Genomic DNA, 20,642 nt, shown 5'->3' with positions numbered 1-20,642 from the left:
GGCTGCGGTCGTGTCCCGGGTTTGGCGCGTCAGTTCGATGCGCTCCAAGCCCAGGCCAGCTTCAAACATTTTTTGCTCGCCCTGCCAGTCCTGTATGGTCACGTGCAGCTTTTGGTCGGGAGCAGAGAAATGCATGCGGTACTCCAGATCGCGAGGCAGGAAGGGCGAGACGTGAAAGCTCTTGGCGACCCTATGGCGTGACTCAGCGGTCGCATGGGTCGGCAGTACGTAGTGGTAACGCTCTCGCCAAGGGGTGTTACTGACTTCGCAGAGAATTGCAGCCAAGCTGCCGTCCGTTTCGAAGCAGTAAAAAAGGCTGATCGGGTTAAAGGAAAGCCCCTAGCTACGCGGCTGGGTGAGCAGACAGATTCGTCCCTGCGGGGCGTGCCCGAGGGCTTGCTCCACGCGCTGGCGTACGGCATCGCTCAGCGTCATACCCTGATGCGTGGCGTGCGGCAGGTAGTCGGTTTCGCGGAAGGCGAAGGCGGCCCAGCGCGAATGTCCGGCCAGCCACGATAAGCCCAGCACCTGCGGTTGTTCCGCAAGATCCAGGTAGAGCATACCCATACGGTAACGAAACCCATGGGCGCGCGGCAGCAGCCGACGGTGGCTGACCCAGCCGCGATACAGCGCGCTGTTCACAGTTGTTCTCCGAAAGCAGCCGTCACGCGCAAGGCGCTCACCACTCCGTCCTCATGGAAGCCGTTAGCCCAGTAGGCGCCGCAGTAGTAGCTGTGTTGAGCACCCTGTAGTTCTTGCCAGCGTGCCTGGGCGACCAATCCAGCTTGGCTGTATTGCGGATGGGCGTAGCGGAAGTGGTCGAGGATTTTGCTCGGGTCAATGGCCGCGGTCTGGTTTAGGCTAACGCAGAAGGTGGTGTCGCTCTGGAACCCTTGCAGGATATTCATGTTGTAGGTGACAGCGGCCGGTTGCTGGGCTGAGCCGCCGAGGCGGTAATTCCAGCTTGCCCAGGCTAGGCGGCGGTTCGGCAGCAGACGGGTGTCGGTGTGCAGCACCACGTCGTTCTCGGCGTAACGCAGTGCGTCGAGTATCTCCCCGCTCGGCTTGGTTGGGAGCCGCCAGCAGGCATAATGCCTGGTCGCTGTGACAGGCGAACACCACGGTGTCAAAGCGCTCGTTGCCGGCGGAGCTGTGCAGGTTCACTCCTGCCATGTCACGTACCACACGATACACCGGACAGTTGAGGCGGACACGCTCGACAAAGCCGGCGCTCAGCGGCGCTACATAACTGCGCGAGCCGCCGCTGACCACACGCCACTGCGGCCGATGGGTAGCCGACAGGAGCCCGTGATTTTTACAGAAGCGCACGAAGAACTGAAGCGGAAAACCTTGCATATCGCCCAGTGACATCGACCAGATCGCCGACCCCATAGGGACTATGTAATGTTCGATAAAACGCAGACCGTAGCCGTTTTGCCGCAGGTAGGCTCCGAGGGTGGTGTCGGCGGTTATGCGGTGTTCGCGCAGGTCACGCAAGGCTTCGCGGTTGAAGCGCAAGATGTCGCGTAGCATGCCCCAGAAGCTGGGTGAGAGTAGGTTGCGCCGCTGGGCAAACAGGCTGTTGAGGTTGTTGCCGTTGTATTCGGTGCCGCTGCGCGGATCCTGAACTGAGAAACTCATCTCGGTGGGCTGCGAAGCCACGCCGAGTTGATCCAGCAGACGGATGAAGTTGGGATAGGTCCAGTCGTTGAAGACGATGAAACCAGTATCGATGGCATAGCGTTCGCCCTTTACTTCAACGTCAACAGTATGGGTGTGGCCGCCGATCCAGTCACTCGCCTCGAACACCATGACATCGTGCTGACGGTTGAGCAGGTAGGCGCAGGTCAGACCGGAAAATACCGCTAACGATGATGGCTATTTTCATGAAGACTCTTCTGTGGCGGGACGCGCCATGAGTTTGCCCAGCGTCAGTTGCAGGCGTTGAGGCAATATCGCTAATACGCGTAGGGCGGCGATAAATGGCCCGGGAAATGCGATTTCTAGCGGTCGTCTTTCCAGCCGAGTGGTGATATAGACAGCAGCCTTGTTGACCGGCCAACGCATAGGCACTGGGAAGTCGTTCTGTTGCGTGAGCGGCGTATCGACGAAGCCCGGGCTGACAACGGTGACGTCGACCAACAACCTCTATCAGTTGGCCACGGCGCAGGCGAGGATGGTGATAATGCATGGTCCAGCGTAGGTAACCGATGCCGTCTTGCACCTGGTCGTAGCCGTGAAACGTGAAACCTAGCTCGCTGACGTTGGCGTATAGCTCTGTAAAATAATCTTGCAGCGCTGTTAGGCCTTGGATCTCATGTAGCGGATCACTGAAGCGCACATCGTGACTGTACAACTCCTAAGTTTGTGCAAATTGCTGGCGTCCAGCGCTGCGAAGTCGTTGGCGAAACATCGCAGGAAGTCAGACACGTTGCGTCTCCACTGCCGGCAGATTCTTGGTCGAATTCAGCGTCCGCTGGTGTCTTCTGGCGACGTTGAGAGTCTGCCCTGGGTAATTCGCTATGCCAAATGGGTCACCTCGCTTGGATGAGGTGCTGATCCCGATTTTGCCGGTGTCTGTGGTGTCGACCATGGAACTCACCCCCTTTTTTCTTGTACAGCTCGAAGAATCCTGTACAGCTTTTTAAAGAATAGGGTGCATGCTGTACAGGTCGATTTTTTTGTACAACTATTTCTGCGGTTGGCCATTTGATGAGTGCTCAGCAGGACCAGTTCCTTTTCACTGAAGACAAAACATGTCTCTTCGGATCGTTGCGCTGGCTTGGGTGGTGGGGGTAGGTAGGTTTTTGCGCATGTGCGTAGGGCGCTTTGCCCGATAATGAGGTGTTAGAGGCGTAGTTGGCCTTGACCAACTGATAAGGGAGGTCACCAGTACCTGAGGGTGCAACCGCCAGTTGCGCCCCGGTGATTTTAGAGCCGTCTTTGGCTTGCCAGGTGGCAGGCGACCCGAAGTAGGTACCGACCTGTTTGCTGCTGCGATCATTCAATACCGCTTTAGGCCCGACAAAAAACCATTCAGTCTGGCCAGCGGCGTTCGCTTTGTCGCGACACTCATACGTGATTTCGCCCACGCCCACGGTCTCCAGCGCGACCTTGTGACCGTCAGGGACCTTGATGCTGTCGGGCAGATCTGTTTGGGCATAGGCAGCTGGGACTGTGACCAACAAGCAGGTTGCAGCAAGCGTAGTACTGACAATGCCCAGGACTCGTTTAGCGTTCATGCAAAGCTCTCCAGAAAGGTGATCAGTTCAGCAGCTATGGCTACTACCTGTACTACCCACTGGAGGACGAACTGGATGCAGCTAGTTGAAAAAGTATCAGTGCCGGAAGGTGTGTAACGTTATTGCTTGATCGCTGTATCGGTGTCGGCTAGTGGCCGTTTTCTGTCTGTCGTCACCGTCTATATTGAGTCGAAAGCGGCTGTCAGCGACCAGCTCCAATCGACACTTTGCAGATGTTCAGCCAGACGAAATCAAACCAGTCCCTTTCCCACGAAATGCTCGCTCTGCAATTCACAGCTTGTAGCCAATCTGCCGCAACAAGTTCTTGCGCCACAGGATGTCTTCATCGCCTTCAACGTCATTGGCACAGAAGCCATCCACTACGCCCAGGATCGCTCGCCCTTGTTCCGTCTCAGCGAGAATCACTTCAGTTGGATTGGCTGTTACACAAAAAATACGGCACACCTCTGGAACCATCTTGAGGGTGTTCAACTCGTACCGCGTTTTTTGCACCACAATGACACCAGAATGCCTGTGGCAATCGACACCAGTGGAATGCTTGAAGCAACGCCCAGTGTTGGAAACACCAACAGTATTTGCGAGTCGTTACCGCCGAGCATCATCGAAGCCCCAATCCCCATCAAAATACCCGCCAACAAATGAACGCCAGCCTTTGATGGGGTAAAGGCCTCGAAACGGAACGTTTTCCTGTACAGGGTAAAACTCAGCATGCCTGCCAGCAACATAACAAACACCGCAATACGCCGGGCGCTGATTGCCATATCGGCTTGCCAGAACATCTGCGAAACATTGTAAAAGAACACACTAGGTGTCCATAACGGCTCGAACGTATAGAGCGCACTCGTCAACGCACCCAGCAGCATACTGGAGAGCACCAGGTGTTTATTACCATGTATGCCGACCAAAAATATCAGCACCAGCGCCACTACACCGATCAACAGCCAGTAATGGCGGCTGGAAATTTCCGGCATCAGAATGGTCTTCTGTTCGGGCATCATGCGCATGTAATACCAGAGCACGATCCCCAGGACCCAACCGATCATCGTGAACAGTTTATTGAAATTGCCACAGGCAAACTTGGTTAGCGTGCCTACGCTGCAACCGTTGTTCAGCACCGATGCCACCCCGAACAACAAGCCTCCCGAAACCAGTGAAGGATAGGAAATACCAGGCGAGTACAGCGGCAGGCTGACCTCGGAGAAACGATAGAGCGGGGCCAGCATCAACCCGAACAATCCACACGATGTCAGTGCCACAAACAACGTCGGGCGCCCCGCCAGCAATTGTTCGCTCGCTTTGACAAGACACATACCCATACGCTGCGAAACCCAGCCAATCAGGAACGCTAATACCAACGCCATCAGTAAAGAGAAAACCATGTTCGTGCGCCACTGCTGATTTGGATGGACGGGGCCTCACTAGGCATTAGCGTAGCTCTCGATCAGGCTAACTGTGTATCTGACACAGCCGATTGCTGCCAGTCGTGAATGGTAGACACAGTCCCTAGTGGCCGATAGCTGCCCGTCACTAACGGCAGCTATGCGGGCTGTCGCCGATCGGTAACGTCGCGACTTTACTGTTGAAAGATTGGGTATGGGCCCTGCGCAGTATTAATGCCCGGGCATTGGACTGCGTGGGCGTTTTACATCGCGTTTTCGGCTTACCGAGTCAGGGCTCGCAATGCGGCTCGGTTGAGGCAACCGGGGCGTACGCAGTAACACACTGATTTCCTCTGCGCTTACTGCTTTGCTGAAAAAGTGGCCCTGAATTTCATCGCAGCCGTTTTCACGCAGGAAGGTTTGCTGCTCTTCGGTTTCGACACCTTCGGCAATGACCTTGAGGTTCAGTTTGTGCCCCAACGAAATCACTGCGGTGGCGATGGCTTTGTCGTTCTCGTTGTCGGGCAGATCGCGCACGAAAGACTGGTCGATCTTGAGTCTCGCGATCGGGAAGCTTTTCAATGCGGCGAGGCTGGAGTAGCCGGTGCCGAAGTCGTCGATCGAGAGACTGATCCCCATAGATTGCAGTTCCTTCATTTTGCTGATGGCTTGCTGAAGGTCTTGCATGATCAGACTTTCGGTCAGCTCCAGCTCAAGGTACATCGGGTCCAGTCCAGTTTCTTGCAAGGCATGCCTCACCCGATCGATCAGGTCCCTTTCGATGAACTGGCGTGCTGAAATATTCACCGACATGGTGATCGGGGGCCAGCCCGCGTCCTGCCAGGCCTTGTTCTGTCTGCACGCGGTATGGACCACCCAGTCGCCGATGGGCACGATCAACCCGGTCTCTTCGGCCTGCGGAATGAATTTGATTGGAGACACGATGCCGAGTTCGGGGTGCCGCCAGCGGATCAGTGCCTCTACGCCGATAATCTGACCTGACTGCAAATCCACCTGTGGCTGGTACAGCAGCAGGAACTCGTCATGGTTGAGTGCGTTTCGAAGCCCGTCTTGCATGGCGAGCTTGCCCTGAACCTTGTTATTCATCTCGCTCGTATAGAACTGATAACTGTTGCGACCCAGCTCCTTGGCCCGGTACATGGCGGCGTCCGCGTTGCTGAGCAACGTGTCGGTATCGCTGCCGTCGGCAGGGTAGGTGGCCAACCCCATGCTGCAGGTGACGTGGAGTGTATGTCCGCTGAGCTGAATCGGCCGCAGGATGGCTTCCTGGATTTTGTGCAGGGCTGGAGTAACGCCGTCGAGGTCTGAGGGCTGGTCGAACAGGATGATCACAAACTCGTCGCCACCCAGTCGCACGACGGTGTCGGTGCGGCGTACACACTCCAGCATGCGCTGGGCGACGGTTTTCAGCAGTTCGTCTCCAGCGCTGTGCCCAAGGCTGTCATTCACCAGTTTGAATTTGTCCAGATCGAGAAACACCACCGTCACCAGGCGGCTGTAGCGCTGAGCATAAAGTATTGCCTGCTTGAGACGGTCTTCGAGCAGTGTGCGATTCGGCAGCCCGGTCAGTGCGTCATGGTCGCCCATATAGCGAATGCGCTTTTCGGTCAGTTGGCGTTCTATCGCAATGCCGGCAAGCGGTGTCGCCATGTCGATCAGTCGCGTCTCGGCCGAGCTGGGGCTGCGTACGGTGTTGGAATACAAGGCAAACGTACCCAATACCTTTCGCTCATGGGACAGAATCGGCGTCGACCAGCAGGCGCGAAATCCATAGGGCGCAGCGGCTGAACGGTACTCCTCCCACAGCGGATCCAGCTCGATATCCGTGACGATGACCGGTTCTCGTCGATACACCGCGGTGCCACATGAACCGACGTTCGGACCGATTGCAATCCCGTCAATGAGCTGGTTATAGGCTTTCGGCAAACTGGGGGCAGCCCCGTGCAGCAGGTGCTTGCCATCCTCATCCAGCACCAGGATGGACACCATCATCCCCTTCAGTTGGGACTCCACCAGGTGAGCCAGGCTGTCGAGGACTTCTGCAAGCTCGGTGCTCCTGGCGATCAGTTCCAGGACATGACGTTGTCCGGCACGGATGACGGCTTCTTGCTCTAATCGGCTGTTTTGCAGGGCGAGCCGCTCTGTGGCGATACTCAATTGGACCGTTCTTTTTTCCAGCTGAAGTCGGTCTTCGAGGAATTGATTCACCGCGCGAGCCATGTTGCCGATCTCGTCCTTCCCATGTTCCGCCATCATCAAATGCGTTTTGTCAGTGTGTTCCTGACGCAATTGCCGGCTTATTTCATTCAGACGCACGAGCACATGACGGCCCATGAAAACCCGGGTCACGAACCAGGCGAACACCAGGCTGACCCCCAACATGATCAGCACCCATTGCTGGCTACGATTTGAGGCCTCGACCAGGCGCTGCAGGGCTTCGCGATAGTCTTCGGTGTAAGCACTGGATTGCGCACGGGCCACCGCGACCAGAACCCCTGCCTCATTCTTCAGTTCCTCATTGAAGCGCCGTATGACGCTGTGCTGATTGATGAGCCTCAGGCGCAGGGAGAAGAGATCGGGCGTCTCCACATCAGCGTCGGGTAACTTGCCTGCGGTGCGTGACAGGCGCTCATAGCGGATCTGCAGCCGTTGCACGGCATCACTGTCAACAGCCTGCGGCAGATCGAAAAGTAACATCGCCAGTTCCAGGCTGGCCCGGGTCTGAGGCGCGGTTAACCGGGTGGTGTGATCCTCCATGGTTTGCTCGAAGGTGACCTCGGTTTGCAGCAGGCTTTCTCGCAGTTGCGCAACGATGTTGGCGGTATTGCGGAACATCTGACTCGACTGATGCATGTCGAGTATCGCCACGCCACTGTTCGCGGCAGTCAGCTGCTGCACCAGTTGATCAAGGGCTTCAAGCTGTTCGACGGTCGCCGCATAGCTTGAACGCAGGGTGTCGGGGGAGCGGGTTGTCAGAAGCTGATCGGTCTGGCGTTCGATCAGCAACGTACGCTGCAGCATGTCTTGCCCATCTTGCATGCGGACCAGTCGTTCATCCGTCAGCTGGCGGGTTGCGCTGTTTGACGTGCGCAAGGCGTAGACCGCAGTTGCACCACTCGCCAGAATCAGTAGCGCCAGCGTCAGAAACGCCAGTGTGAACTGTGCGCGTAGCGATTGCGGCAATAGCTGGCGTCCGAGCCGGGAAATAACGTCCAATCTCAGGGATTCCATTGGTGGCGATAGATGTCTCGATAGCCATTGTCAGGGTCGTACTGGAATTTCTTCCCGCCGTCGAAGGCGATATTGTCGGCATTGACCAGGTGAATCGGCGCGACGAAGCCGCTCACCGGCTGACCTGCAAACAGCCGGTTCAATTCATCCATCACTTGCCAGCCATGCAGGTTGAGCGGCTCGGCCACGGTGACGGTCTGGTAGGTTTTTGCCTGTATGCGCAAGAAAGCCGAAGCGCTGCCATCACCGGCAGACAACAGACTGATGCCGTCACTGGGTATTGCGGCGTTGGTCAATGAGGCGATCGAGTAGTCGAAATAGATATCGTTGATGGCCAGCGTGTGGGTCCAGCGCTTGCCATAGCGCTGAAGCAGCTCCTTGGTGATCGCCGGCATCTTCTCGCCACTTTCGGAGATCGCGACATCGCGCACTTCCAGCAACGTACATTCCCGACAGGCCCGAATGACGTTTTCCATGGCCTTGGCTTTCGCCATGGCGATGCTGTACTTGGAGTCGGTGAGGATGACCACGCCGGCCTGTCCGTTTGACTGTGCCACTGCCGCCATGGCCGTGAGGCGAGCCACTTCGAGCGGGTCGGTCGTGACGTTCATGGCCACCGGCGTGCCGTCAATCGGCCCGGGTCGTGCCCCGGCGTGCCAGCCAACCACTGGCACATCCCTGTTGGCGAAGAGGGTCAGCGCCGTATTGTTCTCAAGGGCATCGGAGCCGCACAGAATGAGGCCGTCGGGTTTCGCTGCCAGGGCATCGGAAAAGGCCTTGGCGCGCCCGGCCGATGATCCCGCGCCATCGAATATCTTCAGCGTCCAGCCCATCGCCTTGGCTGCCTCGCGAGCGCCCTGCGCGACACCGACAATTCCTCCGTTACGCAAATCTTCTGCGACAAAGGCGATGCTCTTGCCCCGCAGGGCTTGCGGGCCGGATTCAGGGCCGCTCCAGCGAACGGCTTCGAGGGTGGCCCTGGAAACGATTTCCTGCGCTTGAATCACCGTAACCGTGGCGTTTTCGACACCCGCGGCGGTTGGCAGGTTCTGGCCGAATCCGGGAGTTGCCGTGAAAAGACAGAAAGCCGTAATTGAAGCCATCCAGGGTAGCCCGGACCTGATCAGACAGGTTCGATCACCGCATGTGATGCCGGGTCTGGAGCCGATGGCGCGATCATGGTCTGGCATGGCGTCCCTTTTTGCCAAGAGTGCAGCGTTCACTGTCCGAAAGGATAGTCGGTTCTGCTGTCATCAGGTCTTTTGTGGGTAATGTGCGCGAACTTTAGTCCTGAACATTCAGGAAATGGGGCAGGGTCCATGGCACAAAACAAGGGACGAAGGCCGATTGCATCGTTGACTACATTGAGTGGTTTTACAAGGCTTCGACTTTGCATATACACCAGGTAAAAAAACGACAGCCAAAACGCGATCCGTAGCAGCTGGCGAAGCCTGCGTTCGACTGCGCAGCCGTCGTAAAACCTGAGTTTGCGGTCTTCCTGAAACACCGCATCGTCTGATTTCACGACTGCTTCGCAGTCGAACGCAGGCTTCGCCAGTTGCTACGGATTGTTTCGTTCCTAAACTGATTGGCATTACGGCTTCGGCCTCTTTTTTCGTTCCGGCACCCCCCTGAACTCAAGCACACCCACGCCTTTACAAAGCACTGTTGTACAAATCCGTCACCAGCATGCAACCGGGCGCATGGGTGATGCACAGTGGCGGGCGTGAGGCCTGCACCACCGATTGAGGCGTCACGCCGCACGCCCAGAACACCGGTATTTCGTCAGCTTCAATGGGAACGGCATCGCCGTAGTCCGGGGTGTTGAGCGCGTGGATGCCGATCAGCGACGGATCGCCGATGTGCACGGGAGCGCCGTGGACGCTGGGCATGCGTGCGGTGATTTGAATGGCCTGGATGGCGGCAGCGGCTTTCATCGGCCGCATGCTCACCACCAGCTTGCCACCGAGGCGAGCGGTGGGGCGCGTGTCGATGTTGGTCTGGTACATGGCGACATTGCGCCCCAGATCGATGTGCTTGAGGGGGATGCCGGCATCCAGCAGCGGTTGTTCGAAGGAGAACGAGCAGCCAATGGCGAAGGCCACCAGGTCATGCTGCCAAAGGTGCTCGATATCCAGCGGTTCATCGCTCAGTTCGCCATGGCGATAGACCCTGTAGCGGGGCACGTCGTGGCGAATATCAATGGCTGTCCCGAGATTGCGAAAGTACGGATCGCCTGGCTCGGTAATGTCGAGCAACGGGCAGGCCTGACGATTGAGGGTGCAATACCTGAGGAATTCATTGGCCCAATCACTGGGCAAAATCACGATATTGGCTTGCACCCGGCCTTGGCCAAGGCCGCTGGTGTGACCCTGATAGTGCCCGGCGGCGATGCTTTGGCGCAGGGCGAGAGGGGTGCTGCGCTGCAGTTGTTCGAAGGACGGGGCGGGTTGATTCATCATGGCATCTCGGCAGGTTCTTTGACCCTTTTTAGAAAACCACGGTGATGCCGTCCAACAAGGAATCTTGTTGCCCCCAGACAACTAAAAGTTATTCAGGGGGCAGTCGGCTGTCGAGGCCCGGCGCCGCCACCATGAGTAACGGACCCACATCCGCAGCGTATTGGCAGACCACCTGGCGGCTCATCTCGACAATATTCTCGATCAGCTCCAGCCCGACCCCGGCACGCCACGAGGCCACGACATCCAGTTGCGGCAAGCGGCTGCCGGGATCCAGCTGGATCAACTCGCCGCTGGCCAGGGGTTTGGCCACCAGTGCCGCCGGCAACGCACCGATACCGAAGCCGTCACGAATCAGCCGGGTCATGGCCGACACCGAGTTGACGCAACTGACGCGCGGTGCGCCGATGCCATGGGCGTGCAGCAGGTTGAGCACATCCTGATGCGGTCGTGAGTGTTTGACGAAGGTGATGATGCGCTCGCCGGCCATCTCGGCGAGCGAGGCATAAGGCCGGGCGTAGATCGAGTTGCTGGCGGCGATCCAGTGCATGGGGTAGTGCGCCAGTTCGAGGTTGCGCACGCTTTCGTGGCGGATCAGGTCCGTCTGGAAAACGATGTCCAGATAGCCCTTTTGCAGTTGCTCGCAGAGATTGCGCGCGGCGTCGGCAGTGATCTCGATTTCCACGGCAGGGAAGGTCTGCATCAGGGTCGACATCAACGGGCTGAGCCAGGTGTGGATCACCGTATCCATCACGCCGATGCGCACCAGCCCCTGCTGCGGGCTGGTGTTGTCCAGCGAGTGTTTCAGTGCGCGCTGAACCTCGAGCATTTGCTCGGCGTAGTCGAGCACCTTGAGACCTTCGGGCGTCAGCGACACCCCGCGTGAATCACGCACGAACAGGCGCAGGCCCAACTCGTCTTCCAGCGCGGCGATCCGGCTGGAGATCGCGGCCTGAGTGCTGAACATTTTCTCGGCGGTCAGACTGAAGCTTTGCAGGCGGGCGACCCAGACGAAGGTTTCGAGGAATTTGAGGTTCATGGCGGTTCCCTTGGCGCTTGTGGCTCTTGTAATGAAGGGGCGAGTTGCAATTGTTACTCCAGAGTCCCCCATCGCGGGCATCAAATTTTCTTATGCATAACCTCGCCTTTTTCCCGTTTGACGCCGTTCTGCCCCGACACGAAGAATCCGCTCCACGACGCAGGTCGCTGCGTCCGCCCCCCACGACAACGCCTTCACAAAAAAACAATGAGGCGCGTCCGTCATCTTCGCTTGCTGCCGCAGGAACCTCTTCCATGGAAAAAATCATGACTGTCCACGTGCCTTCAAAAGCGGGTCGCACCCGCCCATTCAAGGGGTACGCCCCGGCCGGCACATTGCTCGGCCTGAGTCTGCTCTGTGCGCCGGCCGCTCAGGCGGATTTCGTGGCGGACAGTAAAGGCAGCCTGGAAGCGCGCAACTTCTACTTCAACCGTGATTTTCGCCAGGACGGTTCGCGCGACAAGGCCGAGGAATGGGCGCAGGGTTTTCTGTTGCGGATGGAGTCGGGTTACACCGCGGGCACGTTCGGTTTTGGCCTGGATGTTTTGGGCATGGCCGGTTTCAAACTGGACTCCGGTGGCGGTACGGCCGGTACCAACTTGTTGCCACCGGATTTGTCCGGCGGCTCACAGGATCGCTATGGCGAGTTAGGCCTGACCGGCAAAATGCGCGTGTCCAACAGCACCCTGAAGTTCGGGACGTTGCAAATCAAAGACCCGGTGGTGAATTCCAACGATACCCGCCTGCTGCCCGGAACGTTCAAGGGCGGCCTGGTGAACGTGCAGGAAATCGATCGTTTGAAGCTCACTGCCGGTCAACTTACACAGATCAATTTTGTCGACTCCACCGACTATCAGGACATGACCGCCAACCGCATTGGCGGGAAGAGTGACAAGTTTCAATTTGCCGGGGCCGACTATCAGTTCCTGCCGAACCTGACCGCGCAGTACCGCTACGGCCAGCTGGAAAACATCTACCAGCAAAATTACCTCGGGCTTGTGCACTTGCTGGACCTGGGCGCCGGCCAGTCGCTCAAGAGCGACGTACGCTATGCGCGCAGCACCGAAGACGGCAACTTTCGAGATATCGATAACCAGGCCTTCGGTGCGATGTTCACCTATAGCCTGGGTGGCCATGCGTTGGGCTTTGGCTATCAGCGCATGAGCGGCGACGATCCGTTTCCGTATATCGGGCGCAGCGATCCGTACCTGGTCAACTTCGTGCAGATCGGTGACTTTGCCAACATCGACGAACATTCCTGGCAGGCGCGTTACGACTACAACTTTGCCGCACTCGGTGTGCCGGGATTGACCTTCATGACGCGCTACATCTCTGGCGACAATGTGCAACGCACTGCGCCGGGTGAAGGCAAGGAATGGGAGCGCAACACCGATATCGCTTATGTGGTTCAGGACGGTTCGTTGAAAGGGCTCGGCCTCAAATGGCGCAACGCGTCAGTGCGCTCGAACTTCGGTAATGACCTGGATGAGAATCGCCTGATCGTCAGCTACACCGTGGCGCTGTGGTAGATGATTTTCAGGGAGCGGATATCGGCTTGGATATTCTATTTGGGAATAAGCAAATCAATATATATTCCTTTTAATATTGATTCGGGAGGTTCATTTTGAAGGCCTGCACATCCGTGCGGATGTATTCGACATCAGACAGGAAGCCTCATCATGACCATCAAAGCGATCAACGTCCGCAACCAGTTCAAGGGTGTCATCAAGGAAATTGTGACAGGCGAAGTGGTCTCCGAAATCGATGTGCAAACCGCCTCCGGCATCGTCACCTCGGTGATTACCACCCGTTCAGTGCGCGATCTTGAATTGAAAGTGGGGAGCGAGGTGATTGCCTTCGTCAAATCCACCGAAGTCTCGATCGCCAAGCTCTGAAATGGCCAGGGCTTGAATCCGCGGAGCCGCTCACGTCAAGAAAAGGACAGCCCCTGGCTCGCGCGAATCAAGTCATAAGCCTTGCGGGCAATCAAGTTCGCGGTGTTGGGCCTGATCCACAGGTAGTAGGTCACGTCCGGCAGTCGCGGCAATCCGTCATTTTCACCCAGCACACGCATGTCTGGACCGAGCATCTCCATGCTTCTGGGGGTGACACCCAGGCCTGCGCGGGTTGTCATCGGCCTGCAGGGATACGCCCCTTACAACATGGCGAAGGAGGCGGTGCGTGCCTTGACTCGCTCGGCGGCAAGGGAGTGGGGGGCTGACAAGATCACTCTCAACAATGTCATGCCGGTCGCAGACACTTGGGGGACTGCGGCAGATGTGCCTGCGCCCACTAACGTACTTGGCCGTTATGGATCACCTGAAGAGGACATTGCGCCGGTCGTGCTATTCCTCGCCAGCAAGGATGCACAATTCCTGACGGGATACAGCCTGACGCCGGACCGTGGCCAAATCATCGACAGCGCACGCTGACCGTAACGTCCAACGTTCGAATGTGTGCTCAATCTAAACTACAAGGCATGCCTTGGCGTGTCTTGTGGTTATTTCAAGCGATGTTCGCCGATGCAAGAGGCTCCTGTGATGCTGCGCGTGCAGCCAGGAATGCAAGAGCGGCTGCCACGCCCAGCAAAGCCGCGCTCAACTCGAAGGTCGCTCGATAGCCGCTTACGTCAAAGACCAGCCCGCCAATGGTTGCGCCAGACGCAATGGCTAGTTGGATGATCGCCACCATTAAGCCGCCTCCCGCTTCAGCAGCGTCTGGCAACGTTCTTGCCAGCCATGTCCACCATCCCACGGGCGCAGCAGTCGCAACCAGCCCCCAGAGGCCAAGCAAGACAGTCGTGGTGGCCACCGAGCTACCGAATGAAACAAGCGCCAGTGCAATCACCGCCATCAAGATCGGGATGACGACGAGGGTTCGATGCAGGCCATTTTTTAAGAACGCTTCAATCAGGAAGGTTCCCGCGAGGCCCGCCAGACCCAGGACAAGCAACATCAGCGACAGCATGGAAACACTGACGTGCGTGACCGTTTCAAGGAACGGGCGCAAATAGGTAAACAGCATGAACTGGCCCATGAAGAAGACACTGACCGCCACCATGCCTAACGCGACCGGTATGCTTTTCATCAACCTGAAGACATTTCCAGTGCCTGAACCGCTTTGCGATTTCATCGCTGGAAGGCTAAACAAAAGCCAGACAGAGGCGACTACCGCGACCGGAATGACGCATAAGAATGCACCGCGCCAGCCGATCAAGGCGCCGAGAAAACTGCCCAATGGTGCTGCAATCACTGTCGCCAAAGCGTTGCCGCCGTTGACGATTGCCATTGCGCGAGTGATCTGGTCATCAGGCACCAGACGCATGGCGGTTGCCGCCGACAATGACCAGAACCCACCTATCGCAACACCGATCAGCGCGCGGCCGATCATGAACACCCAGTAGTTCGGCGCGAACGCGACCACTGTTCCGGAAAGGATCATCAACAGTGTCAGTGAAAGGAGCAGCGGGTTGCGGTCAACACGCGTAGCCACCGATGCGATCAGAAGACTGGTGAACAAGGCAAACAGTCCCGAGATGGAGATTCCCTGGCCGGCTTGTCCCTCGGTGATATGCAGATCTGCGGCAATCGGTGTCAGCAGGCTGACGGGCATGAACTCCGACGCCACGAGCACGAAGGCGGCGAGCGACATGGCGAATACGGCGCCCCATGATTTATGGGGCTTTGGGAGGAGGTGATCAGTCATTGTCTGAATCCTGTATTACGCGAAGCGTCGCAACCCCGAGAACGAGGCTACGAGAGAACCGGTGCCCGGCCAGGGCACCGATCAGGCTACTTCAGGTTGCTTTTGAAGAACGTGGTCAACTTGGCGAATGGAATGAGGCTGACCCGATCGTAAAGATCCACGTGTCCGGTATCTGGAATGATGAGCAGCTCTTTAGGCTCGGCGGCTCGCTTGTAGGCATCCTCACTGAACTCGCGTGAGTGTGCCTGGGCGCCGGCAATGAACAGCAGTGGGCGCGGGGAGATGCTCTCGATGTCATTGAACGGATAGAAGTTCATGAACTTCACGTTGCTGGTCTGCGTCGGCATGGTGGTTGTCTGCGCCGATGCGCCAGTCGGAGTGACTTCGCCTCGCGGCGTGCGATAGAAATCGTAGAACTCGTCGCCCACGGCGTTGCCGGTCAGTTTGAGCGGCGTGCCACCGGTGTAGCGGATTTCACTACCTTGGAATTCTGCATAGCGCTGCTGGCTCGCTTCACGAATGATCTGCTGGCGTTGTTCAAGAGTGACGCCGTGCTTGAGGCCATTTCGATTGGCCGCGCCCATGTCGTACATGCTGACGGTGGCGATGGCCTTCAGACGCGGATCGATCTTGGCCGCACTGATAGCGAAGCTGCCACTGCCGCAGATGCCGAGGATGCCAACTCGCTCACGGTCGACAATCGGTCGAGTGCCGAGAAAATCGACAGCAGCACTGAAGTCTTCCGCGTAGATATCTGGCGAGACTGCATGGCGAGGCGCGCCCTCGCTTTCGCCCCAGAAGGACAAGTCCAGCGACAATGTGACAAATCCTTGTTCGGCCATTTTGGTGGCATACAAGTTTGCGCTCTGCTCCTTCACCGCCCCCATGGGATGGCCGACGATGATGGCAGCGTTCCTGGATTTGGGGTCGAGGTCTTTCGGGGTGAACAGGTTGCCCGCCACCTTCATACCGTATTGATTCTTGAAGGTGACCTTTACTACGGTCACCTTGTCGCTTTTGTAGAAGTTGTCCGCACCGTTTGACATATCGGCTCCCATTGAAGAAAACGAGGTAACGAGAAGCCCCAGGGCAAGCAAAATTCCTTTCACTGGATATTCCTTTCGATTGATTTGTAGTTTGCTGGAGTGTTTTGACCCAAGGGCTTAATCAGCCAACGTGGCGTTGTCGATCACGAAGCGATACTTGATGTCATGGGAGATTCCTCAATGGGTTTGTCGGGATGAACATTCTCCGGCTCTGCCCAGACTCTCTGTAGTGCATTCCACTGGATTACTTGCCTGATTCTATGAGTCTCTGTTTTTTTGCAGGACGGTCGTGTGCTGGCGAGATACAGTTCAGCCAGAGGTACGAGGTGAACATGACGACCCAACACGCAACCGCCACATCGTCCCAGGAAGCGCTCGCCCAAGTCATTGGCACGCAGGTCTCCAAACCAGGGGATTTCGGAACGCCCATTGCGGGCCTCGGCTTCTTCAGGCGCGAACATCCATCGCCGCCCGTCGTCTGCATGGTCGAGCCAAGCATCATCATTGTCGCCCGGGGGGAGAAGCAGCTCTGGGTGGGGGGCGAGGGCTACCCGTATGACACGTCGCGATTTCTGATCACCTCATTGGACTTGCCTGCCAATTCAGAAGTGCTAGCGGCAAGCCCGGAACAGCCATGCCTGGGGCTGACTTTGAAACTCGATCTGCGCATGCTGGCTGAGCTGATAGCGCAAAGTGACCTGCCGCCAACCCGTGATCGTACAGTTGCGAAGGGGGTAGGAATTGGTTCAGTGACCCCTGCAATGCTGGCGTCATTCGGGCGCTTATTGGCACTGCTCGATGAGCCGGAGTCCATCCCCGTTCTCGCCCCCTTGATCCAACGCGAGATTCACTACCGTCTTTTGCAGAGTGATCAGGCGAGCCGGCTTCGACAAATAACCTCTGTCGATGGCCAAGGTTATCGGATCGCCAAAGCCATCGATTGGTTGAAGTTGAATTACACCTCGGCGCTTCGCGTCGAGGAGCTTGCGGCCCGAGTTCAGATGAGCACTCCTACTTTTCACCACCACTTCCGCCAACTAACCACAATGAGCCCCTTGCAATACCAGAAATGGCTACGACTGAACGAGGCAAGGCGTTTGATGCTCAATGAACATCAGGATGTGTCCAGTGCGGCTTTCAAGGTCGGATATGAAAGTCCGTCCCAGTTCAGCCGCGAATACAGCCGTCTGTTTGGCGTACCCCCCAAGCGGGATATTGCGGTGTTGCGTGGCAACGCCAATGGCACTGCAACGCGAAAGCAGTCATGAGAAATCAATGGGGGCACCGTGACAGATTCACATTCATGGAATGCATTTGCAGCGCGTCTCTGAGACCGTCTTGAACGATCACTCAGTAAATAAATTTGTCCCCCTTTTTTCCGCAAAGTAGGAAAATCAAAGCTGATACGTCGGCTGCTATACCTTTCTCAACAGGCGACCGGCGATGCCTATTGCACCGACCTTTTTCACCTCAGGCGCCAGAACAACGCCGAACAATCGGCCAATCGAAAAGAATCGAAGTCATGCAAGCACATACCTACCAACTGCTGGAAGTCGCCAACGGCAAACCGATCAAGCTGTGGACCGAAGGCGTTCCGGTAGAAAACGAAGCCAGACAGCAATTGATGAACACCGCCAAGATGCCGTTCATCTTCAAACATCTGGCTGTGATGCCCGACGTACACCTGGGCAAGGGATCGACCATAGGCAGTGTGATTCCCACGGTCGGCGCGATCATTCCGGCCGCCGTCGGAGTGGATATTGGTTGCGGCATGATCGCCGCGTGCACGTCGCTGACCGCCAGTGATTTGCCAGACAACCTGCATGGCTTGCGTTGCGCGATCGAGAAAGCGGTGCCCCATGGTCGCACCAGTGGGCGCGGCGGTCGGGACAAGGGCGCCTGGGACAGCGTTCCGCATCAGGCGGACCGGGCTTGGGCGGCACTGGACCCACGGTTCAAGGCGATCACCGACAAGTACCCGAAACTCGCCAACACCAATAACCGTGGGCACTTGGGCACGCTGGGCAGCGGGAACCACTTCATCGAGGTGTGCCTGGATGAAACCAACCGGGTCTGGTTCATGCTGCACAGCGGTTCCCGTGGCGTCGGCAACGCTATCGGCAACCTGTTCATTCAAATGGCCCAGGCGGATATGCGTCAGCACCTCGCCAATCTGCCGGACCGTGACCTGGCTTACTTTAAAGAGGGCAGCCGGCACTTCGCTGACTACGTTGAAGCGGTCGGCTGGGCTCAGGACTTTGCCAGGCAGAACCGTGCATTGATGATGCAAGCGGTGATTCAGGCGACACGAAAAGTGATCAGCAAGCCCTTCGAGGTTGCGCTGGAAGCGGTGAACTGCCACCACAACTACGTGCAAAAAGAGCGGCATTTTGGTCAGGATATTCTGGTCACCCGCAAAGGCGCGGTGTCGGCCAAGAAGGGCGAGTTGGGGATTATCCCGGGCTCGATGGGCGCCAAAAGCTTCATCGTCCGTGGGCTGGGTAACGAGGATTCATTCTGCTCCTGCAGCCACGGCGCCGGCCGCACCATGAGTCGTACCAAGGCGAAAAGCCTGTTTACCGTCGAAGATCAGATCCGAGCCACCGCCCACGTGGAGTGCCGCAAGGATGCTGCCGTCATCGATGAAATTCCGATGGCCTACAAGGACATCGACCAGGTCATGCACGCCCAGCGCGAGCTGGTGGAGGTGCTGCACACCTTGCGTCAGGTGGTGTGCGTAAAAGGATAGGAAAAATGGGCACGGGTATGCCTTGCACTACTTCACCGCATAGAACTTGCGCACATACCGCGTACTTTTCCACGCGCACGGTGCACCGAGCGGCACAAACACACTGTCGCCGGTGTTGACCTCCACGCTCGTTCCATCAGGCGCCAGCAAGGTGACACTGCCTTCGATCAGGTTCATCAGCTCATGGAGTTTGTGGGGCCGGCCGTGACGCTCATACGGTGTCGAATCCCAAACGCCGACGCGCAGGTGGGTGGCGTCGTCTTCGAAGGCATTGTGTGACCGGCACTGCGGCGTCGGCCCTATCAAAATCTGCGGTTCCGGTGCGACCGAAGGCGAGAGCATGTCCAGCGGGTCGAGCGCGGTCAGGCCGGGTGTCGGGTTTGCGGCGGGGCTGGTGACGGCACAAAAGGCCCAGCACGTATCAGCATGAGCCTGAAGTCGCAGCGATGTCCCGCGACCTATCACGGCGCTGGCCCCGACACCCAATTCCAGCGTCTGCGTTTCGGATTGCAGCACGACGTGGCCGGCGTGGACCACGATCACTTCGGTGTGCGGAAAGTCATTGCTATCGAGCGTTCCGCTGATGTGCACGATGCCCGCTGATACGCCATCCGGGCCGTTATAGGCCAGCTGGCGACCGTCCTTGAACGGATCGAAAGCACCCAAAGACGCTGCTGTAAAAGACGTGGTCACGCGGCTGCCGTCGGCGCGAGCCAACAGCAGAACGGTAGGTTCAGACATACGGGTGACGCTCCTTAAAAAGGACTGTGGGGGATAGCGGTCAGCCAATGGCTTGAGTCACCAGTGCGAACTGTTGGACGCCATTGGCTGTTTGCGGTGGCGTGCCCTTGGCCATTTGCGCCACGGTATCGACCTGCTTCAAACCCGCCGACTCCAGCCATTCGGCCAGGCCGCTGTCTGCCGGAATGTCGATGCGCACGAAAGCGTCCGGTACGTGCGCCAGCAAAACGGCGATCAGGTGTTTGGCTTGTTCGAGGTTTTCGGCGACGACCGGGCCGATGCAACGACCACGGCCGAAGGGGCGCAGCAAGGCGAAGGCGCGTAACTGGCCGTCGCGCTCGATCCCCACCGAATGCTCGACCACTTCAAACAGATCCGCGAGCACCGCTTCGCGATCCAGCCCGCTGCCGGCGTTGGCCAAAGCCAGCACGCGAGCCTGATCTGCCGCGTTCAGTGCACGGCAATGTTCGCCGTCGGCCAGTGCGGCGGGTGCAGGTGCATTGACGTTGCCCTGATGCTGCTGAATCCGGCCGAATTCGACAAAGCCCTGGCTGGCGTAAAGCGGTGCGCCGGCCAGTGTGGCGTTGAGCATCGGGGTGCGTGACTGGCAGGCATCCAGTGCCTGTTCCATGAGCTTGCGGCCGATGCCTTTGCCTTGATAGTCATCACTGACAATCACCAGGCCAATGGTGGTAAAGCCACCCTGGGGGCAGGCGAATGCCGTGCCGATCACACGCTCGCCATCCAGCACCACAAAGCCGTCGCTGACCCGTTGCAGCATCGCCCAGTCGTCCAGGCGATGGGGCCACTTCAACTGCACGGACAAGGCGTGGGCCGAGGGCAGGTCGGCGGCCGTCATTGGCCGATAGACATAAGCAGGTTGTTGCAAGGCGGACATGGCGAGTCTCCGTTGGACAGTGTGCGCGAGCGGCCGGATTTCCAGCGCGATGGTGCCTGTATCCCATCTGTGCGAAGGCCTGACAAGGGGGGCTGGAGCATTCGGCAGATT

15 protein-coding genes and 6 pseudogenes are annotated in these 20,642 nt (G+C 57.7%); 5 read left to right on the top strand and 16 right to left on the bottom strand.

Annotated elements, in window-relative coordinates; all coding sequences use genetic code 11:
- Nucleotides 1–24: 24 nt before the first annotated feature.
- The 11 genes and pseudogenes from ACMXYH_RS17545 to ACMXYH_RS17495 form a co-directional block, all read right to left on the bottom strand.
- Nucleotides 25–642: pseudogene (locus ACMXYH_RS17545) on the bottom strand (DUF1365 domain-containing protein); the annotation flags it as partial.
- A pseudogene (locus ACMXYH_RS17540) lies at nucleotides 639–1,888 on the bottom strand (NAD(P)/FAD-dependent oxidoreductase). The pseudogenes ACMXYH_RS17540 and ACMXYH_RS17545, both read right to left, overlap by 4 nt.
- Nucleotides 1,885–2,139, bottom strand: a pseudogene (locus ACMXYH_RS17535) (SDR family NAD(P)-dependent oxidoreductase); the annotation flags it as partial. The pseudogenes ACMXYH_RS17540 and ACMXYH_RS17535, both read right to left, overlap by 4 nt.
- A pseudogene (locus ACMXYH_RS17530) lies at nucleotides 2,129–2,430 on the bottom strand (nuclear transport factor 2 family protein); the annotation flags it as partial. The pseudogenes ACMXYH_RS17535 and ACMXYH_RS17530, both read right to left, overlap by 11 nt.
- A 290-nt stretch (nucleotides 2,431–2,720) precedes the next feature.
- Nucleotides 2,721–3,242 (bottom strand): DUF3455 domain-containing protein, encoded by a 522-nt coding sequence (locus ACMXYH_RS17525; protein ID WP_415764299.1) that lies wholly within the window; start codon nucleotides 3,240–3,242, stop codon nucleotides 2,721–2,723.
- A gap of 291 nt (nucleotides 3,243–3,533) precedes the next feature.
- Nucleotides 3,534–3,734, bottom strand: a pseudogene (locus ACMXYH_RS17520) (adenosine-specific kinase); the annotation flags it as partial.
- Complete coding sequence (locus ACMXYH_RS17515; protein WP_129443800.1) at nucleotides 3,731–4,642, bottom strand: YeeE/YedE thiosulfate transporter family protein; 912 nt, start codon at nucleotides 4,640–4,642, stop codon at nucleotides 3,731–3,733. The pseudogene ACMXYH_RS17520 and the gene ACMXYH_RS17515, both read right to left, overlap by 4 nt.
- 231 nt (nucleotides 4,643–4,873) lie before the next feature.
- Nucleotides 4,874–7,894, bottom strand: a complete 3,021-nt coding sequence (locus ACMXYH_RS17510) for an EAL domain-containing protein (protein ID WP_415764297.1) — start codon at nucleotides 7,892–7,894, stop codon at nucleotides 4,874–4,876.
- Complete coding sequence (locus tag ACMXYH_RS17505) at nucleotides 7,882–8,901, bottom strand: substrate-binding domain-containing protein (RefSeq protein WP_129445168.1); 1,020 nt, start codon at nucleotides 8,899–8,901, stop codon at nucleotides 7,882–7,884. Before ACMXYH_RS17505 ends, ACMXYH_RS17510 begins: the two co-directional genes overlap by 13 nt.
- A gap of 648 nt (nucleotides 8,902–9,549) precedes the next feature.
- The gene (locus ACMXYH_RS17500) at nucleotides 9,550–10,353 is read right to left on the bottom strand and encodes a putative hydro-lyase (protein ID WP_415767717.1); all 804 of its coding nucleotides are present in this window, start codon (nucleotides 10,351–10,353) and stop codon (nucleotides 9,550–9,552) included.
- A 91-nt stretch (nucleotides 10,354–10,444) separates the two neighbouring features.
- On the bottom strand, nucleotides 10,445–11,392 hold the full coding sequence (locus ACMXYH_RS17495) for a LysR family transcriptional regulator (protein ID WP_415764295.1): 948 nt from the start codon (nucleotides 11,390–11,392) through the stop codon (nucleotides 10,445–10,447).
- Nucleotides 11,393–11,658: 266 nt separating this feature from the next.
- Here ACMXYH_RS17495 and ACMXYH_RS17490 point away from each other — a divergent pair, with 266 nt between their 5' ends.
- Nucleotides 11,659–12,921 (top strand): OprD family porin, encoded by a 1,263-nt coding sequence (locus ACMXYH_RS17490; RefSeq protein ID WP_415767716.1) that lies wholly within the window; start codon nucleotides 11,659–11,661, stop codon nucleotides 12,919–12,921.
- Nucleotides 12,922–13,071: 150 nt separating this feature from the next.
- Nucleotides 13,072–13,287 (top strand): TOBE domain-containing protein, encoded by a 216-nt coding sequence (locus ACMXYH_RS17485; protein WP_008145745.1) that lies wholly within the window; start codon nucleotides 13,072–13,074, stop codon nucleotides 13,285–13,287.
- Between the two features lie 35 nt (nucleotides 13,288–13,322).
- Here the strand turns inward: ACMXYH_RS17485 and ACMXYH_RS17480 are convergent.
- Nucleotides 13,323–13,520: pseudogene (locus ACMXYH_RS17480) on the bottom strand (LysR substrate-binding domain-containing protein); the annotation flags it as partial.
- Here ACMXYH_RS17480 and ACMXYH_RS17475 point away from each other — a divergent pair.
- Nucleotides 13,465–13,824, top strand: coding sequence for an SDR family oxidoreductase (locus ACMXYH_RS17475; RefSeq protein WP_415764294.1), 360 nt, complete (start codon nucleotides 13,465–13,467; stop codon nucleotides 13,822–13,824). The pseudogene ACMXYH_RS17480 and the gene ACMXYH_RS17475 overlap by 56 nt on opposite strands.
- Nucleotides 13,825–13,897: 73 nt before the next feature.
- Here ACMXYH_RS17475 and ACMXYH_RS17470 read toward each other — a convergent pair whose 3' ends face one another.
- Nucleotides 13,898–15,097 carry an MFS transporter gene (locus tag ACMXYH_RS17470; RefSeq protein ID WP_415764292.1) on the bottom strand — a complete coding sequence of 400 codons (1,200 nt, stop codon included), beginning with the start codon at nucleotides 15,095–15,097 and terminating at the stop codon, nucleotides 13,898–13,900.
- A gap of 86 nt (nucleotides 15,098–15,183) precedes the next feature.
- The gene (locus ACMXYH_RS17465; protein ID WP_415764291.1) at nucleotides 15,184–16,206 is read right to left on the bottom strand and encodes an alpha/beta hydrolase; all 1,023 of its coding nucleotides are present in this window, start codon (nucleotides 16,204–16,206) and stop codon (nucleotides 15,184–15,186) included.
- A 269-nt stretch (nucleotides 16,207–16,475) separates the two neighbouring features.
- Here ACMXYH_RS17465 and ACMXYH_RS17460 point away from each other — a divergent pair, with 269 nt between their 5' ends.
- The gene (locus tag ACMXYH_RS17460; protein WP_415764290.1) at nucleotides 16,476–17,411 is read left to right on the top strand and encodes an AraC family transcriptional regulator; all 936 of its coding nucleotides are present in this window, start codon (nucleotides 16,476–16,478) and stop codon (nucleotides 17,409–17,411) included.
- 254 nt (nucleotides 17,412–17,665) lie between these two features.
- On the top strand, nucleotides 17,666–18,892 hold the full coding sequence (locus ACMXYH_RS17455) for an RtcB family protein (RefSeq protein WP_134420342.1): 1,227 nt from the start codon (nucleotides 17,666–17,668) through the stop codon (nucleotides 18,890–18,892).
- A gap of 27 nt (nucleotides 18,893–18,919) precedes the next feature.
- Here the strand turns inward: ACMXYH_RS17455 and ACMXYH_RS17450 are convergent, their stop codons facing one another.
- Entirely contained in the window at nucleotides 18,920–19,633 is a 714-nt protein-coding gene (locus ACMXYH_RS17450; protein WP_415764287.1) for a cupin domain-containing protein, read from the bottom strand.
- A gap of 40 nt (nucleotides 19,634–19,673) precedes the next feature.
- Nucleotides 19,674–20,531, bottom strand: a complete 858-nt coding sequence (locus ACMXYH_RS17445; RefSeq protein ID WP_415764286.1) for a GNAT family N-acetyltransferase — start codon at nucleotides 20,529–20,531, stop codon at nucleotides 19,674–19,676.
- Nucleotides 20,532–20,642 lie beyond the last annotated feature (111 nt).

Origin of the sequence: Pseudomonas frigoris, assembly GCF_047758635.1 — a bacterium.
GTDB lineage: Bacteria > Pseudomonadota > Gammaproteobacteria > Pseudomonadales > Pseudomonadaceae > Aquipseudomonas > Aquipseudomonas frigoris.
This window is presented reverse-complemented; position numbering and strand designations above follow the sequence as displayed.